The 15,911-nt window shown below is 56.5% G+C and carries 16 protein-coding genes; 11 read left to right on the top strand and 5 right to left on the bottom strand.

All coding sequences use genetic code 11. From position 1 onward, the window contains the following. Positions 1-8: 8 nt before the first annotated feature. Entirely contained in the window at positions 9-371 is a 363-nt protein-coding gene (locus ACK2JC_RS24450; protein WP_092367277.1) for a response regulator, read from the bottom strand. Between the two features lie 239 nt (positions 372-610). On the opposite strand from ACK2JC_RS24450, the gene ACK2JC_RS24445 reads away from it, so the two are divergent. The 9 genes from ACK2JC_RS24445 (at position 611) to ACK2JC_RS24405 (ending at position 9,594) form a co-directional block, all read left to right on the top strand. After that, positions 611-1,045 carry a MarR family winged helix-turn-helix transcriptional regulator gene (locus tag ACK2JC_RS24445; protein ID WP_118756147.1) on the top strand — a complete coding sequence of 145 codons (435 nt, stop codon included), beginning with the start codon at positions 611-613 and terminating at the stop codon, positions 1,043-1,045. Beyond that, positions 1,038-2,396 (top strand): MATE family efflux transporter, encoded by a 1,359-nt coding sequence (locus ACK2JC_RS24440; protein WP_320938477.1) that lies wholly within the window; start codon positions 1,038-1,040, stop codon positions 2,394-2,396. The genes ACK2JC_RS24445 and ACK2JC_RS24440 overlap by 8 nt, the downstream gene beginning before the upstream one ends. A 519-nt stretch (positions 2,397-2,915) precedes the next feature. Continuing rightward, on the top strand, positions 2,916-3,458 hold the full coding sequence (gene grpE, locus ACK2JC_RS24435; protein ID WP_320938476.1) for a nucleotide exchange factor GrpE: 543 nt from the start codon (positions 2,916-2,918) through the stop codon (positions 3,456-3,458). A gap of 174 nt (positions 3,459-3,632) precedes the next feature. After that, positions 3,633-5,294 carry an Hsp70 family protein gene (locus tag ACK2JC_RS24430; RefSeq protein ID WP_368270927.1) on the top strand — a complete coding sequence of 554 codons (1,662 nt, stop codon included), beginning with the start codon at positions 3,633-3,635 and terminating at the stop codon, positions 5,292-5,294. 13 nt (positions 5,295-5,307) lie between these two features. Next, on the top strand, positions 5,308-5,724 hold the full coding sequence (locus ACK2JC_RS24425; RefSeq protein WP_320938474.1) for a hypothetical protein: 417 nt from the start codon (positions 5,308-5,310) through the stop codon (positions 5,722-5,724). Between the two features lie 9 nt (positions 5,725-5,733). Further along, the gene (locus tag ACK2JC_RS24420) at positions 5,734-7,719 is read left to right on the top strand and encodes an SH3 domain-containing protein (RefSeq protein ID WP_320938473.1); all 1,986 of its coding nucleotides are present in this window, start codon (positions 5,734-5,736) and stop codon (positions 7,717-7,719) included. A 300-nt stretch (positions 7,720-8,019) separates the two neighbouring features. Beyond that, complete coding sequence (locus tag ACK2JC_RS24415) at positions 8,020-8,601, top strand: DUF6630 family protein (protein ID WP_320938472.1); 582 nt, start codon at positions 8,020-8,022, stop codon at positions 8,599-8,601. A gap of 73 nt (positions 8,602-8,674) precedes the next feature. After that, positions 8,675-8,992 carry a hypothetical protein gene (locus ACK2JC_RS24410; protein WP_320938471.1) on the top strand — a complete coding sequence of 106 codons (318 nt, stop codon included), beginning with the start codon at positions 8,675-8,677 and terminating at the stop codon, positions 8,990-8,992. Between the two features lie 20 nt (positions 8,993-9,012). Further along, positions 9,013-9,594: an HD domain-containing protein gene (locus tag ACK2JC_RS24405; protein ID WP_320938470.1), complete on the top strand. Its 582-nt coding sequence runs from the start codon at positions 9,013-9,015 to the stop codon at positions 9,592-9,594. A gap of 49 nt (positions 9,595-9,643) precedes the next feature. Here the strand turns inward: ACK2JC_RS24405 and ACK2JC_RS24400 are convergent, their stop codons facing one another. The 3 genes from ACK2JC_RS24400 to ACK2JC_RS24390 all read right to left on the bottom strand — a co-directional run bounded on the left by ACK2JC_RS24400 (position 9,644) and on the right by ACK2JC_RS24390 (position 12,574). Then, positions 9,644-10,066, bottom strand: coding sequence for a bacteriohemerythrin (locus tag ACK2JC_RS24400; protein WP_092367322.1), 423 nt, complete (start codon positions 10,064-10,066; stop codon positions 9,644-9,646). 182 nt (positions 10,067-10,248) lie between these two features. Then, positions 10,249-11,595, bottom strand: coding sequence for an MATE family efflux transporter (locus ACK2JC_RS24395; RefSeq protein WP_092367325.1), 1,347 nt, complete (start codon positions 11,593-11,595; stop codon positions 10,249-10,251). A 238-nt stretch (positions 11,596-11,833) separates the two neighbouring features. Beyond that, positions 11,834-12,574, bottom strand: coding sequence for a GntR family transcriptional regulator (locus ACK2JC_RS24390; RefSeq protein WP_118756158.1), 741 nt, complete (start codon positions 12,572-12,574; stop codon positions 11,834-11,836). 413 nt (positions 12,575-12,987) lie between these two features. On the opposite strand from ACK2JC_RS24390, the gene udp reads away from it, so the two are divergent. After that, positions 12,988-13,770: a uridine phosphorylase gene (gene udp / locus ACK2JC_RS24385; protein WP_227168428.1), complete on the top strand. Its 783-nt coding sequence runs from the start codon at positions 12,988-12,990 to the stop codon at positions 13,768-13,770. Then, positions 13,767-14,192: a cytidine deaminase gene (locus ACK2JC_RS24380; protein ID WP_320938469.1), complete on the top strand. Its 426-nt coding sequence runs from the start codon at positions 13,767-13,769 to the stop codon at positions 14,190-14,192. The genes udp and ACK2JC_RS24380 overlap by 4 nt, the downstream gene beginning before the upstream one ends. A gap of 86 nt (positions 14,193-14,278) precedes the next feature. Here ACK2JC_RS24380 and ACK2JC_RS24375 read toward each other — a convergent pair whose 3' ends face one another. Beyond that, positions 14,279-15,895, bottom strand: a complete 1,617-nt coding sequence (locus tag ACK2JC_RS24375) for an O-antigen ligase family protein (RefSeq protein ID WP_368270926.1) — start codon at positions 15,893-15,895, stop codon at positions 14,279-14,281. Positions 15,896-15,911: the final 16 nt, after the last annotated feature.

Raw genomic sequence — 15,911 nt, 5'->3', positions numbered from 1 at the left:
CGCCGCACTCACCGCAGGTAATGCGCCACCGTGCGCTTGAACTCATCCGGTTTGAACGGCTTTACGATGAAATCCAGCGCGCCCAGCGTCAATGCCTGCTGCACCGTCGACTCCTGGCCCACGGCCGAGCACATGACCACCTTCGTCTGGGGACGCCTGGCCAGAAGTTCTTCCAACACCTCCAGGCCGGACTTGCCCGGCATGGTGATATCTAACAGCACCAGATCCGGGTCAAAGGGCTCGAAAAGTTCCAGGGCGGCTTCCCCGTCCCGGGCTTCCTCCAGATCCGTATAGCCGTCCTCCTCCAGGATCTTGCGGATCATCTTCCGCATAAACATCGCATCGTCTACTATCAGTATTTTCTTCCCCATAAGCGCTCCTCTGTCGACAGCCCTCCGTGCCGATTCTCAAAATTTCACTATTCTAATCATACTTGATTCGCTCATAAAATACAAGCTTGATTCCAGCAAAACCCAATATTTGTATACGCGTCCTTAGATATTGTATTCCAAAAGATGCAAAGCCGACATTGACAACTGTTTCCCGCGCCCTTATAATGGTTGGGAAACACAACTGTTGCATAAAGCAACATTTTGGCATAGGAGGGAATATGAACCGCTATTTAGGAATTTACCGGCGCTGCGAACTGTACTATATCCGGGAAGAGCTGGAGAAGTACGGGCTGCTGTCGCTGGAGGGCCGGCTTCTGCCTCTGATCAAGGACAAGTGCATGAGCCAGGAAGAGCTGGGTTACATGATGAATCTGGACAAGGGCCGCATCGCCAGAGCGGTGTCCCTGCTGGAGGAAAAAGGCCTGGTATGCCGCCAGGTGAACGAGAAAAACCGCCGTCAGAAGCTGTTATCCCTGTCGGAAGCCGGAGTGGAGATGGTCAAAAACATCGAGGAAATTTACCGGAAATGGGACAATATCTGTTACACCGGATTCACCGCAGAGGAACAAGATCTGTATCAGGATTTCATCAAACGGATGGCGGAAAACGCCGCCGAGTATCGACGCAAGAACGGAGGATGTTTAAATGGTTAAAAATCTCACCGAGGGCAATCCCCTCAAATTGCTGTTTTTCTTCGCACTGCCCATGGTGGTGGGAAATCTGTTTCAGCAGCTCTACAACATGGTGGACTCCATGGTTGTGGGCCGCTTTGTGGGCGAGGACGCCCTGGCCGCGGTAGGTTCCTCCTTTCCCGTGGTCTTTCTCGCCGTGGCCGTGGCCGCCGGTCTGTCCATGGGATGTACGGTGGTCATCTCCCAGCTCTTCGGAGCCGGGCAGATCCGCGAGATGAAGATCACAGTGTCCACCGCCCTCATCTCCCTGGGCGTGGTCGGGCTGGTGATCATGGGGTTAGGCGAGCTGGCAGCCGAGCCCCTGCTCAACCTGCTGGGCACCGCCAAGGACATTATGCCCGACTCCCTGGCCTATCTGCGGATTTATTTCGGCGGTGCGGTGTTCCTGTTTCTCTACAATTCCTTAAACGGCATCTACAACGCCCTGGGCGACAGCAACACGCCCCTGCGTTTTCTGATGGTATCCGCGCTGACCAACATCGTCCTGGACCTGCTCTTTGTGATCAAGTTCAACATGGGCGTGGCCGGCGTAGCCTGGGCCACCCTGATCGCCCAGGGCCTGTGCGCGTTCATCTCCTTCTTCGTGCTGGTGCGCCGCCTGGTGCGCATGGAAAACGAGGAGGCCAAGCGGGGCTTAAAGTTCACCTTCTTTGAGATGCCCGCGGCCAGACGGATCGCCAAGATCGGCATCCCCTCCATGCTGCAGCAGTCCATCGTGTCCCTAAGCATGATGTTCATGCAGGGTCTGGTCAACTCCTACGGCAAGGTCTTTGTGGCCGGTTACACCGCCGCCACCAAGATTGACACCCTGGCCATGCTGCCCAACATGAACTTTTCCAACGCCATGTCCAGCTACACGGCCCAGAATATCGGCGCCCGCCGGGACGACCGGGTACACCAGGGCTACAAGGCCTGTATGTTTATGGTATTCATCTTCTCCCTGATCATCACGGCCATCATCTATCTCTTCGGCCCCCAGCTGCTGGGCCTGTTCCTCAACCAGGGCGCCGAGGGCAGCGCCATGAGCTACGGCCTCAGCTACATGAAAACCGTCTCCGTCTTTTACATACTGATGGGCTTTCTCTTTGTGGGCAACGGCCTGCTGCGCGGCGCAGGCGACATGGGCGCATTCATGCTCAGCTCCATGTCCAACCTGGTCTCCCGCGTGGCCATCGCCTACCTCCTGGCCCACTTTATCGGTTCCAGCGCCATCTGGTGGTCCATTCCCATCGGCTGGGGCGTTGGGTCCATCTTCTCCTTCCTGCGGGTGAGGAGCGGGAAATGGCAGTTAAAACGGCTGGTTAATGAGTGATTGAACGATATCCCCCAATCGTATGTTCATAACGTTTAACCTTATCGAAAAAAGGATTTCAGACCGATGATCTTTGCTGATACGCACAGTCGTCGCCTTTTCCAAACAAAACCAACGGGATACTCGAGTTCCCCGGTATTGTTGTTTGCCTTAATGCACAACAGCAATACCGGGGTTTTCTTTTTCTATTTTCTCCTCAGTCGTGAAGCGCCAGCGGGTATAAAAACGCAGTGGATGAGAGTCAGGGAAGTGGAAGTGACATTTGGAGCGGTTCGAAGAGTCTGAGGCGGGAACCTGGAACCTCCACCTCCGCTCTCTTGATTTTCACGAACGCAACTTCATACCCCACCCGCGTCCCCTTTTTCTGCATAAATTTCCGGTTGAATATGTATGAATATCCGCGTATAATGAACAAGAAAAATAAAAAATCGAAAAAAATAAAATGATTTTAAAACCGGACGCCCCGTCCATTCGTCTTGTAATCAGAAATCAAAAAAGGACCTGAAAGGAGAGTTTCATATGACCAACCAAAACGAGATGAATTTAATCCCGGACGACCTCACCCAGGAGGAGCTTTTAAGCCTGAACGAAATCCTCTTAAACACCCGGGAGCAGTGCCAGATGACCGCGCAGCTCATCGAAAACCAACTTAAGCGGAAGGACCAGCTGATCGACCGCCTACACCAGGAGCTGGAGACTTACAAACAAGACCAGCCAGCCCGCCTGGTGGAACAGGCGATGAAGGAGTTGATCGGGCTGCGGGGCCGGCTGCTGAAGCGCCAAAGCTCCCCGCAGTGGGCTGAACTTGACGCCGAAAAGCTGCGGGAAGAATTCACCTACCTGGACGAGGACATTCTGGACCTGCTGGAACGCCAGAACATCGAACCCTTTACCACCCAGCCGGGCCAGCCCTTTGACGGCGGGCGGCACCGGGCCATGAACGTGGTATCCGCAGACAGCCCCGAACTGGACCGCAGGGTGAAGGCCAGCCTGTCCCCGGGTTACGCCAAGGGGGATAAGGTGCTGATCCCCGAGCACGTGACCGTGTACCGTTTCCAGTAACCGGCGGATGCGGACCGCCCTCATGATACGAGCTGAAACCAGCGGCCCCGCATGGACCGCATACTCCGGCGCCTTCCGCAGCCCCGACGTTGCACAGCCGGAACGCCGCCGGCATACAACCGATGAATTACAACCGAAAAATTACGACCGATAACCAGAGATTGAAGGGAGAATATGATGATGAATTACGTTTTTGGAATTGACCTTGGAACCACTTATTCCTGCATCGCCTACATGGACGAGTACGGCAAACCGGTGGTCATAAAGAACAGCGACGGGGACCACACCACCCCCTCCGTGGTCATGGTGGAATCCGCAGACAACGTGGTGGTGGGCATGGAAGCCAAGCGCTCCATCGAGGTGGACCCGGACCGGACCGTCCAGTTCATCAAGCGCAAAATGGGTAAGGAGAACGACAAGGTCACGCTGGCCGGGATCACCTACAGCGCTCCGGAAATCTCCGCTTATATCTTAAAAAAGCTGGTAAAGGACGCCAACGACGAGCTGATCCAGACCGGCGTGATCTTAGAGGGTCAGGAGGTCCGGGACGTGGTGATCACCTGCCCCGCCTACTTCGGCATGAACGAGCGCCAGGCCACCAAGACCGCCGGGGAGCTGGCGGGCTTAAACGTGCTCAACATCATCAACGAACCCACGGCCGCGGCCATCAGCTACGGCGCGGCGGGCAGCGCCAAACATGAGACCGTGCTGGTATACGACTTAGGCGGCGGCACCTTTGACATCACGGTGATGGACATAAACGGCAGCGATATTTCCGTGGTCTGCACCGGAGGCGACGACACCCTGGGGGGCAAGGACTGGGATGAGACGCTGATGGATTATGTGACGGAGCGCTATGAGGAGGAAAATGGCGAGGACTTGTCCGAGGATCCGGACGCCGTGGCCGCCCTGTACGTGGATGTAGAGACCTGGAAGAAATCCCTGACCGCCCGGGAAAAGGTGAACATTTCCGTCAACGGCAGCGGCGGGCGCTTCCGCGAGGAGCTGACCCGCGAGCGCTATGAGGAACTGACCCACGACCTGCTCAGCCGGACCAAAAACCTGCTGGACGAGGTGTTAAAAAACGCCGCCCAGAAGGGCTGCCCCCAGGAGAAAATCGACAAGATCCTGCTGGTGGGCGGCTCCTCGCGGATGCCCCAGGTGGCGAAAATGATCGAGGCGGACTATCACATTACCCCGGTGCTCCAGGACCCCGACGAGGCCGTGGCCAAAGGAGCCGCCATCTACGCCCGCAACGAAAAACAGTACAGCGATTTTCTGCTGGAGGAATCCCAGAAAACCGGTAAAACCGTAAAAGAGCTGACCGAGGAGAATTTAAAGACCGGCGGCGCTCTGGACAAAAAATTCGCTCTCTCCACCTCCGGATACGGGGCCATAAAAATGAACATCACAAACGTGCTCTCCCGCACCTACGGCATCAGCGCCTACAACGAGGACGACGATCTGGTCATCTGCAACATGCTTATGAGCAACGACAAGCTGCCCGCCACCACCACCCGCTCCTTCTGGACCGGCCAGAACAATCAGACCGGAGCGGAGCTTCCCATCTTTGAGACCAGAAGCATGGAGCCCACTCTTCCCCTGGGGGACCGCGAACCCATCACCACGATCCACATGCGCTTCAACGAGCGGGTGCCCAAGGGGACGGAGATCACGGTTATGCTGGCTCTGGACAATTCCGGGATTCTGCACGTGATGGCCGAGGAGCTGTGCCGCCACAGCAAGCTGGAGACCACCTTCGACCTCTCCAACCAGATGACGGAGGACGAGCGGATCACGGCGGTGCGCAGGACCGCTGAGACCACCGTGGAATAAGGAGGAAAACGGAATGATCTGTCTGCTTGTGTTTATCTGCTGCCTGGCCGCGGTAACCGCCCTGACCGTCGGAATGGTGTTGAAAGTCGTCACCACCCTGGTGGAGGCATTTCTGGATATCGTGGTCCGGTACGGCGTGATCCTGATCTGCACGGCTCTCATCTGTCTGGCGGTGTTTATCCTGGCCAGCATGGTGATCGAGCTGATTCACAGGGCCAATATTCTTCTGCTTTTGCTCTCCCTCGGCCTCTGGGTCCTGTCCCTGGGCCTGGCGGCGTTCTTCGCCTCCCTAATCGGCTCCCTCGCCTATTTGCTGATTGCGCTGGCCTGCGCCGCCGTCATGTTTTTGTCCGATCTGCTGGGAGAGCTGTCCATGAGCCTGTTTAACGGTATGCTGGGAATCATGGCAAAACAGTCCGGGAGGAGGTAACGCGTTAAAATGGCCGATATCAGAGAACAAATCAAACGGAAGTACGGGATTGACATCGAAACACTCAACCTGTTTTCCCTTTACAAAATCAGCGGTCCAGGCGTGACGGACCAGGAGCTGGAACAGGCCTTTGCGAAAAAACGCAAAAGCTGGAACCAGTTTTTAAACAGTCCCAGGGAGGACAAGGCCGCACAGGCCAGGAAACATCTGGAAGCCGCGGACCGGTATGAGGCCGTGCTGCGGGACCCCGCCCTGCGCAAAGCCCTGTACGCCTATTATCAGAAAAGCGGGGACGGGACCGGGGACGCTTCCCTGGACTTTGCCAGGGAATTCTTCGGCATCGTGGGCAAAACCCGGCGCATCCGCAGGCAGGAAATCGATTTCTTCTTCGAATATTTCCCGGAACAGCGCAAGTCCAGGCAGCCCATCCTGGAAATGCTCAAAACCGAATTCAAGGTTTCCAAGCTGGACGCCCGCGGCGCGGACGGCGGGGAGGATGAGCGGGACGAAAAGAAAAAGAAAAGCGCGCTGGTTGCGGACCAGTTCGACCGCTCCACCCTGCTGGGAATCCGCAAATGTCAGGCTTACCTGACAAAAGCCGCAGCCATTGGAACCACAGCCGTGCATTTCCCCGGCGTGTCGGAAAGCCTTTACCGCTTCCTGGATCTGGAAAATTGCAGGGACATCGAGTCCCTCCGCACTTTGGTGAAGGCGGGGCGCGAAAAGGCTTCCGGCCTGCGCCTGGACGGCGGGCAGGAATATACGCCGGTTCTGGACCTGTACAACAAGCTGGATGAACTGCTGGATCAAAACGATGTATTTTACAATTTTAAGGAGTTCAAGCTGTTAGTCAAGTTCCCGAACCTCACCCCCTACATGTATGAGATCGTGGAGGCCAGGGAACGCACCATCGCCGATCTGGCCAGCGTGGCCCAGCGGGAGTACGGCTTCCGGGACCAGTACGATTTCCTCCTCTCCTACTTTCTTCCCATGTATTCCAAGTTCGGAATCTACGACAACGGAATCCGGAAAATGATGAAAGACGCAGAGCGGAAACAGGGACGCCAGAAGTTCCTTGACAAGGTGGACCGGATTCTGGGCCGTGAAAAGACCGAGCCGCTGCCGCCGTGCTTTATGCCGCTGTTTTTCCTGGCCTACCTGCCCGTCTATCTGACCTTTGGGGTGTTTGAGCTTGTGAAGTTAGTCGTCTGGAACCTGCGCTACATCGCAATACCCGCCGCCGTTCCGGCCGTTCTCTGGCTGGCCCGGGCCACCTTCCGGTTCGTGGGCTATGAGCTGCCGTCCTGGTCTCGGTTCAGCCTCCGGGAGTTTACTGCCCTCCTCTGCGCCGGCATGGGGATGCCCGCCGCCCTTGAAATGGCGGTCACCCTGTTTTTCATAGCGGCCGTGATCGTCCTGCCCGTGATTCTGGGCGTCTGCTGCCTGTGGGATTCCGCCACCAAGCTGCGCAAGGAATTTGACTGGAAAGGCATCGAGCGCACCTTCTGGATAATCCTAAACCAGTTCAAACGGCAGTTTAAAAACCGTCTTGAGCGGCGCAGGATTTTCACCCTCACCCGCATGCTTCTGGCGGTCCTGATCAACGCGGTGCTGTTCACCGGCGTGTTCCTGTACGCCCGTGACTTATCCGGCGGCCTGTCCTGGAAGCTGCGCCAAATCCTTTGGGAGATGAAACAGGATTCGGAGCGGAAAACAGCGGCCAAGGAGACCTCCGCCACCTTTGCCGAAACCAAAGCCGAGACCGAAAACACGGAGGCCGCCCTGCCCCTGTTTGAGATCACCGCCTCCGCCGCCAACATCCGCTCCGGCCCGGGCACCGGCCATGAGGTGGTGGCCCAGGCCCCCCAGGGCCGGCAGCTGACGGGCACCGGCAACTGGCAGCAGATGGATTCCGTGTGGTATGAGCTGTACCTGGACGACAGCCGCACGGCCACCGGCTGGGCCAGCGAAAAGGTGCTGAAACAGATCCAATAACCGCTTATCCACACGCTGACGCCGCATGAAGGCGCCGGCCCTTACGGGTTACTGTTCACTCCGTGCCCAGTAACGCGCTACGCGATGCACAGAAACGGCAAAAAACGCCGTTTCGCGCCGCAGCCCTCGGGTTTTCTGTGACTTCCGCTGCGCTCCACTCACAAAAAACACCTCGCGGGATATTCCTTGTGAACAGCAACCCTTACGGCACTGAAACCGCAGACAGCGGATTCAGTGCTGTATTTTTTTCCGGGCTTCTGGTATACTTAAGGAAATGCGAAATGAAACGGAGGAACTTTCATGGGATTTTTAGACCGGTTCCGCAAGCTGGAGAAAGCGGAGTCCCGGAAACCGGCCGGGGGCGGGGAGGCCCGGTACCGCCAGCCGATTCTGGAAATCGCCCGCCTGATCTCCGACGGCGACCAGGAGGTCATGGGCGAGGCCGCGGAATGTGTTTCCGACCCCAAACGATATTTTGAAGTTCACATTGACCGGTATGAGGAGCGCGGAATCGAGGACTCGGACGACTTGGAGCTGATCCAGTGGCTGGGGCTGGTGGATATTCTGGAGAGCCGCGGCTGGGTGTGCGAGCGCGATTGGAAGGATGAGCTGGGGGATTTCCTGCATTTTATGGGGAAGCTGGCCGGAATGGCCGCCAACCGGCTTTCCCTGGAACGGGAGTGGTTTGACGAGGATGGGGATATCCCCCAGTGGTGCCGTATCCTCGACGGAAAATGGAGCGCCCGGGAAATCTGCGCCGCCGCCCTGGACCTTGAAAGCGACTGTTACGTCCTGTTCCCCTGCAAGAAATCCGACCTGGAAGAGCTGCGGCACTTGGCCGGATCGATCCACCGCCGGATTGACCTGGCCGCGCGGATGTAACCCCCGACCCCGGCAGGTTCAGGCCCAAAGCGGGCAGTGCCTGCCCATCACAGAAGAATTGGAGGAATGACTTATGTGGCATTATACAAAATGTACGGCAGCCGACCGGGACAGACGCCTGGGCGAACTGTCCGAGGCGTTTGAGCGGGAGACGGACTGCCTGAAGTATTTATCCGAAATCCAAAGCCATATCAACAGCACCCAGACCACGGCCGTTCTGCTTCAGGATCTGGAGGCCAACATGCTGATCGAGATGGACTATGTGCCGGTGAACAACTACGTTTTCCATGTGATCGCCATCGAAAAAAACGGCATCAAAAACAACGGTCTGCCCTGCCAGACCATCGAACAGGCGGTGGAACAGTTTGTCATGCAGCTGCGCGCCAAATGAGACAGAACAGGGAGAATGAAATGGACACACTGGAAAAACAGATTGCATTTATCCGTCAGGCGGAGCGGCTGAAATCCGTTACCCGGGAGGCCTGGACCTCGGACGGGCGGCGTGAAAGCACGGCCGAGCACTCCTGGCGGCTGGCGCTGCTTGTGGGACTTCTGGCCCCGTCCTTCCACGTGGATGTGGAAAAGGCGCTGATGATGTGTCTGGTCCACGACCTGGGCGAGCTCTACATCGGCGACATTTCCGCCGCCACACACCCGGACGAGACTCAAAAACATATGGATGAGGAGCGGGATGTGCGGCGTGTGCTCTCGCTGCTGCCGGACGGCCAGAGGGACGATCTTCTGGCGCTGTGGCAGGAATACAACGTCAACGCCACAGAGGAGGCGCGGCTGGTCAAGGCCCTGGACAAGGCGGAGACCATTTTGCAGCACAATCAGGGGAAGAATCCGCCGGATTTCGATTACGGCTTCAATTTGGAATATGGAAAGTCTTACTTTGCCTTCCACCCGCTGCTGAAGGAGCTGCGAAGTCTCCTGGATGCGCAAACCGCCGCCCGGATCCGCGAAGGGGAGTCTCCGGAGGACACAATGTAAAACAGCAGGGCCTTTCGGTCCTGCTGCCTGCGTTTGGGGAGAGCGTCCGTTACAGACGGTCTCCGTTATCTCTCATAAATTTGTACTCCGCCACTGACCGGTCAAAGGTCTTTATGTGGTAGTAGAGCCATTCGGTCACGTTCTTATTGACCTGCTCCACAAATTCCGGCGTGGGGCCTTCCTGGTCCTCCAGCATTCCGTGAAGCTCCTCCACGGTCTTGCGCAGCTCCTCGTGCTTTGCCTTGTGCTCTGCGATGCCCGGATAGCCGATCTTCTCCTGGAGCTTTTCCTCTTCCCCAAAGTGGAATTCCGTGTAATCCGCCAGATAGTTCAACATCTGCACCGCAGCTCTCAGGTTCGCGTTCTCCTCACAGCTTCTCAAAAGATCGTTGATCTTGCCGATCAGCTCCCTGTGCTGGGAATCGATCATCTCATCTCCCGTCACCAATGTATCATCAAATTCTGCGTACATCTGCATACCTCCTCGAATTTTCTAATGTTGGTCCATTTCACCGTGCCTCCGGCCGTCTGGCGGGTGGCAGGCAATACCTGTTTTGTTTTCTTATTGTATCATAATACGGTTGCTTTTACTATGGCATTTGCAACAGTTTCCAAATTTTTAAGATTCCTCGATCTAGCGGTTTGCAGGTCATATCACCGTTTTTCCGCCTCCCCGCTCCGCCTGCGCATAAACCACACGTAGTAGGGAACCTCCAGGAGCAGCATCATGCTCCACCCCACCGCGCAGGCCCAGGCCGCGCCCTGCATCCCCATCCGCGGCGTCAGAAGGTACACGAAAATCACCCGGATGCTGGTCTGCGTGAAGGTGCCGAGCAGGGTGATGCTCATATTTCCCATCCCCCGGAAAAATCCCTGGATTCCGTTGGTGAAGGCCGGAAACAGGTAGAAAAATGCCATCAGCGCCAGATAGTTGCTGCCCAGGGCCACAATCGCCTCGTTGCCCTCGGTGACGAACAGGCGCATCACCGGCTCCCGCACCAGCGTGATCACCGTGAAAATGAACACCCAATAGCATGCCTCCAGGAGCAGCCCGCAGGCGAAGCCTTTCTGAATGCGGCCCGTTTTCTTCGCGCCCCGGTTCTGAGCCACAAAGGTGGTGATGCCGTGGGAGATGCTCTGCTCCGGCGTAAACGCGTAGTCGTCCACCCGGTTTACGGCGTTGAAGGCGGCGATCATATCCACGCCCAGGGGATTGATGGCTCCCTGGATCAACAGCTTACCGATGGGCTGGCAGGACTGCTGCAGCGCGGTCACGCTGCCGTAGCGCAGAGTCTGGCGCAGCAGACCGGCGTCCATACGGAATTCCCCCCAACGCAGCTGCAGCATGGGAATCTTCCGGTAAACATAACCGATGCATAGAAGGGCCGAGGCCGCCTCGGCGATCACCGTGGTGGTGGCGGAGCAGACGATGCCAAAACCCAGCCAGCCGATGAAAATCAGGTCCAGCACCGCGTTTAATACTGCGGAAAACGCCAGAAATTTTAAGGGCGTCCGGGAGTCCCCCACGCTCTTTAACGCCGAGGACACCGCGTTATAGAAATAAGTGAAGGGCGCGCCCAGAAAAATGATTCGCAGGTAGGTGGACGCCATGTCCAGCAGTTCCTCCGGCACGTTCAGCGCGGCCAGCAGGGGCTTTGCCAGCAGCACGCCCAGGACAGCCACGGCCAGGGAGAAATAGCAGCCGAAGATCACCGTGGTGGACATCTCCCGCTTCAGCTTCCCGTACTCTCCCGCCCCGAAAAACTCGCTCATCAGCACAGATGCGCCCATACAGATACCGGAAATCCCCAGGATCACGATGCTCATCACCGGGTTGGCGGTTCCCTCCGCCGCCAGGGCCTCCTTGCCGATAAAGCGGCCGGCAATGATGGAGTCCACCACATTGTAGGTGAGCTGGAACAGGTTCCCCGCAATCAGGGGCAGGGAATAGTTGATTAAATGCCGGGGGATACTCCCCTCCGTCATGTTTACGGCTGCCATTGTCTGCATTCTCCTCGCCGCGCACCAAACGGTATCCCAGGCTGCCATTTGGTGCGCGGCGGGCAGGCTGGGCGGAGGCCGTTTGTGTAAGCGCTTACAACACTTTTTACTCCATTATAGTTCGGGAAGAAGGAAAGCGCAAGCGGTTTTTAACGGGGGCGGCTGAGCGGTTCCGCAACCGGGGACGCGGCGGTTTTACACAACAGGCCCTCCCGGACGCGGCCCTTCTCTCTTTGCCCTACACCTCCCCCGATACCAGATGGACCTCAAACAATTCCACCGGGATATAGTGTTTGCTGCTCACCAGAATCTGCCGCTCACGGCCGTAGATTGTCTCCTGGACCAGAATAAAGGCGGAATCGTGGGACAACACATATTTCACGGCGGTAAAATTCCCTGTGGTGGTGTAGGTCAGGGCGCAGGCGCTGCCGTATTCCCCGCTGTAGACCGCTGTCTCCAGAAACGTTTTTAATTCCTGCTCCCGGTTTAAGTCCAGCCCCTGCCCGGCAATCACCTCGATGGGAATAAAGCTCAGAGAGTAGGCGGACACCGTGTCCCCCTGGCGGTACCAGCGGTCCGCGATCACCACGGCCGCGGACTTCTGCCCCAGGCTCTGGGTAATGGCCTCCGTGGGCGGCTCGATGCGAAATTCCAGCTCCACCTCCCCGAAGGGCTGCGCGCAGCAGCTGTAGATCGGATGGCGCGCCTTCCCCGTCTCAAAGGGCGGCGTGCAGCTGGAGGGCGCGCAGATAAAGTTCCCCTTGCCTCGGATATTTTTGACCAGATGATCCTCCTGGAGTAAGGCCAGAGCCCGCCGCAGCGTCATACGGCTCACCGACAGCTGCCCGGCTAACACCGGCTCCGAGGGCAGCTGGCTTCCGGCGGGAAACACTCCCTCCTGAATCAGCCTGTATAATTGATCGTAAACCCGCACATGCTTCAACCGTGTCTCCTTTTTCCTGTTCGCCTCGTACGCCATATTCACTCCTCCTCATACCTACGTCTAAGTTTATACAACCTGCGGGATAAATACAAGTGTTTTAGGGCAAAAAAAGACAGGTGCTATGTATTTTTTAGACTTGTCTTTCGAATTATTCTCAACTTGTATAATTTTATGCCGCGTTATCCGGCAGTTTCAGCCGTTTATTCTGGTGTCTCATCGCCTATATTTCAATATTTTGCACAAATATCCCGGTAAAATACTGTGTAGATTTCCTAATTGATTTTAGACAAGTTCAATGTTACCATACAAGATAAGAGCAAGTGTGCGCAGGCTGCGCCAGCAGCCCGCTGCATTTAAACAAAATGCGGCCGCCCGCGCGATTTGTCGGGACGGGCCGGAAACTACAATTACAGTGATTCAACCATTTAAACCAAAAAGGAGAGACAGCCATGCAGAATTATTCGGGAGATATCGGATTACAGTATCATTTGCAGATCAGACAGGGAGACGTGGGCCGCTACGTGATCATGCCGGGCGATCCCAAGCGCTGCGCCAAAATCGCCGCCTACTTTGACGACGCCAGGCTGGTGGCGGACAGCCGGGAGTATGTGACCTACACCGGATATCTGGACGGCGTAAAGGTCAGCGTGACCTCCACAGGCATCGGCGGTCCCTCCGCCTCCATCGCCATGGAGGAGCTGGTCCGCTGCGGCGCGGACACCTTTCTGCGCATCGGCACCTGCGGCGGCATGGACATGGAAGTGAAGGGCGGCGACGTTGTGATCGCCACCGGAGCCATCCGTATGGAGGGCACCAGCAAGGAGTACGCGCCCATCGAATTTCCGGCGGTAGCGGATCTGGAAGTGACCAACGCCCTGATCCAGGCGGCCAAAAAGAACGGCTATTCCTGGCACGCAGGAGTTGTCCAGTGCAAGGACGCATTTTACGGACAGCACGAACCGGAGACAAAGCCGGTGAGCTATGAGCTGATGAACAAGTGGGAGGCGTGGTTGCGGCTCGGCTGCAAAGCGTCGGAGATGGAGTCCGCCGCCCTGTTCATCGTGGCCTCCTACCTGCGCGTCCGCGCCGGTTCCACCTTCCTGGTGGTGGGCAACCAGGAGCGCGACAAGGCCGGTCTGGAGAACCCCATTGTGCACGACACGGAATCCGCAATCAAAACAGCGGTGGAAGCGGTTCGGATTTTGATCAGACAGGACGGTGAACAGGTATGACCGGGCGCGATAAAGAGATTTTAGTGGAAAAAGCCCTGGAAGCCCGCAGATTTTCATACGTCCCCTACTCCGGTTTCCGGGTCGGGGCCGCCCTACTGGCAAAGGACGGCCGGATCATCACCGGCTGCAACATCGAAAACGCTTCCTACACCCCCACCAACTGCGCGGAGCGGACCGCCGTGTTTAAGGCCGTTTCCGAGGGCATTCTGGATTTTGAAGCCATCGCCATCGCAGGCGGCCCCGGTTTAGAGCCGCCCAGGGACTTTGCGCCTCCCTGCGGCGTCTGCCGCCAGGTATTGATGGAATTCTGCGATCCCGACCACTTCCTCGTCCTGCTGTGCAAGGGGGATAAGACCTGGAAAGAGTTTACGCTGGCGGAGCTGCTGCCGTTGGGATTCTCTGGGAAGAACCTGGAGAGATGACGGAAGCGGCCGCAGGCTGCGCCAACGGCCCGCCGCCTCCAAAAAGAGAGCCGCGAAACGAATTCTCCTTCGCTTCGCGGCTCTCTTTACGCCCTCTTCCTACCGCTCCCGGGCGATACTCCCATCATCAGCAAGGTCATCATAACCGGCGTCACAATGGGAACGCTGATGTTTACCGCCGCCTGGGCTCCGTAGCAGATCACGGCAAATACTATTGCCATCACATAAGGCTTTTCTTTGGCATTCCGGATCATTTCCCTGACCGCCAGGACCATAAGGGACACATAAGCAGCCAAACCCACAGCGCCCATGGTGACCAGATACTGCAGATATTCGTTATGCGCATTGTCAAATATTTCGCCGTACCGGTTCACCATCTCGTCATAATAACCGTTTATGGTAATGATCCCGTAGGTGTCCGGCCCCGAGCCGAACAGTTTATGTATCAGGGGAAACTGTCGGAAACTTTCCATACCGATCCTCCAGTTGTACCACCTATGGGTTCCCCAGTCGTCGTTAATCCGTAGGTAAGCTGCCAGACCGCCATAGCGTTCCCCGTTCCCCAGGACGTTCACATCGTAAAGGGCAACGGATGCCCCCAGGAGAGCAACACCCAGGACCAGCGCCCATATCCACCTTCCTCCACCGTATTTTCCCCGAAGAAAACGCTCCGGCAGCAGACGGTGCGGGGTCAGATACAGGCCCGCACACAGGATCCATAACCCTGCCGCTATATACGCAAGGCCGGGAAAACCGGATATGACCTGGAACAGGCCGCTGATTTCCAGCGTACTTCCCGGCCAGGTACGGATTATCCAGTCAATGAGCCAAAACTCTGAACACAGGACCGCCACCATCAGGCAATAGTCCCTTACTCCCTTCACGGTTTTAAACCCATAGAAGGGAAATATCGCAAGCAGGGCCAGAAGGGCCAGGTAGGCATTATCGCTTATGCCGGTAATCAGAGCAAACAGTGATATGATAAAGGAAAACAAATAACAGATTTTCCTTACTCTTCCGCGTTCCAGATAAAACAAAACCGCGGACATTCCCACCACCATCGCGATGTAGGACGTATAAGTATTGATATTTCCAATGGTGGAAGTAAACATGGGATACTGAACCGGGTCCATCTGCCGTTTAAAGCCAAGGGGATCCATTTTAAAATATTGCAAAATCCCCATGATGCAGGCCAGCATTCCCGCCCCCAGAAACAGATCCAGATACCACTGCCTCAGCTTCAGATTCCTGCTTATGGCAAAGTAGGTGAAGCCATAGGCTGCAATGAGAATCAGCCCCGAAAACCGTCCCTCGCCTCCCCAAAGGGCAGCTTCCGCATAATCGGATTGAATAGTTGACAGAATGGCGGCCGACACAAACGCAAGCATCGCCCAATCGGCGGCTTTAAGGCGCGGCCCGCCTAAGCGTACCGCTCCCCGATTGAGGTACGCCGCCAAAAATGCAATGACCGCATTGACCAGTACAAATACAGCGGCAAATATCAACACCGATTTATAATAAAATTCCGTTTTGTGGTTTAATATATCAAAGTAGTAATCCCGGTACACCAAAGGAAACACTGCCAGAATCACCACTGAAAAGCTTCCCGCCATCCCGGAATTGATGGCCTGCCACGCAGTATACAGGTTCCGGTCCATGCCGGTCACGGCGCGGTCCGGTATTCCGGTATCCGTTTTTTTCATAGTTTCTCCTTTTCTT

The sequence above is a fragment of the Enterocloster lavalensis genome (genome assembly GCF_046603895.1).
GTDB classification, from domain to species: Bacteria; Bacillota; Clostridia; order Lachnospirales; family Lachnospiraceae; genus Enterocloster; species Enterocloster lavalensis.
Note: the sequence above shows the minus strand (reverse complement) of the source record. Positions and strands in the feature narration are given on the sequence as shown.

What these genes read in the sequence shown, in the direction of transcription:
- ACK2JC_RS24450 (WP_092367277.1), bottom strand. Translation starts at nt 371, where the DNA reads ATGGGGAAGAAAATACTGATAGTAGACGATGCGATGTTTATGCGGAAG.
- ACK2JC_RS24445 (WP_118756147.1), top strand. Translation starts at nt 611, where the DNA reads ATGAACCGCTATTTAGGAATTTACCGGCGCTGCGAACTGTACTATATC.
- ACK2JC_RS24440 (WP_320938477.1), top strand. Translation starts at nt 1,038, where the DNA reads ATGGTTAAAAATCTCACCGAGGGCAATCCCCTCAAATTGCTGTTTTTC.
- grpE (WP_320938476.1), top strand. Translation starts at nt 2,916, where the DNA reads ATGACCAACCAAAACGAGATGAATTTAATCCCGGACGACCTCACCCAG.
- ACK2JC_RS24430 (WP_368270927.1), top strand. Translation starts at nt 3,633, where the DNA reads ATGATGATGAATTACGTTTTTGGAATTGACCTTGGAACCACTTATTCC.
- ACK2JC_RS24425 (WP_320938474.1), top strand. Translation starts at nt 5,308, where the DNA reads ATGATCTGTCTGCTTGTGTTTATCTGCTGCCTGGCCGCGGTAACCGCC.
- ACK2JC_RS24420 (WP_320938473.1), top strand. Translation starts at nt 5,734, where the DNA reads ATGGCCGATATCAGAGAACAAATCAAACGGAAGTACGGGATTGACATC.
- ACK2JC_RS24415 (WP_320938472.1), top strand. Translation starts at nt 8,020, where the DNA reads ATGGGATTTTTAGACCGGTTCCGCAAGCTGGAGAAAGCGGAGTCCCGG.
- ACK2JC_RS24410 (WP_320938471.1), top strand. Translation starts at nt 8,675, where the DNA reads ATGTGGCATTATACAAAATGTACGGCAGCCGACCGGGACAGACGCCTG.
- ACK2JC_RS24405 (WP_320938470.1), top strand. Translation starts at nt 9,013, where the DNA reads ATGGACACACTGGAAAAACAGATTGCATTTATCCGTCAGGCGGAGCGG.
- ACK2JC_RS24400 (WP_092367322.1), bottom strand. Translation starts at nt 10,066, where the DNA reads ATGTACGCAGAATTTGATGATACATTGGTGACGGGAGATGAGATGATC.
- ACK2JC_RS24395 (WP_092367325.1), bottom strand. Translation starts at nt 11,595, where the DNA reads ATGGCAGCCGTAAACATGACGGAGGGGAGTATCCCCCGGCATTTAATC.
- ACK2JC_RS24390 (WP_118756158.1), bottom strand. Translation starts at nt 12,574, where the DNA reads ATGGCGTACGAGGCGAACAGGAAAAAGGAGACACGGTTGAAGCATGTG.
- udp (WP_227168428.1), top strand. Translation starts at nt 12,988, where the DNA reads ATGCAGAATTATTCGGGAGATATCGGATTACAGTATCATTTGCAGATC.
- ACK2JC_RS24380 (WP_320938469.1), top strand. Translation starts at nt 13,767, where the DNA reads ATGACCGGGCGCGATAAAGAGATTTTAGTGGAAAAAGCCCTGGAAGCC.
- ACK2JC_RS24375 (WP_368270926.1), bottom strand. Translation starts at nt 15,895, where the DNA reads ATGAAAAAAACGGATACCGGAATACCGGACCGCGCCGTGACCGGCATG.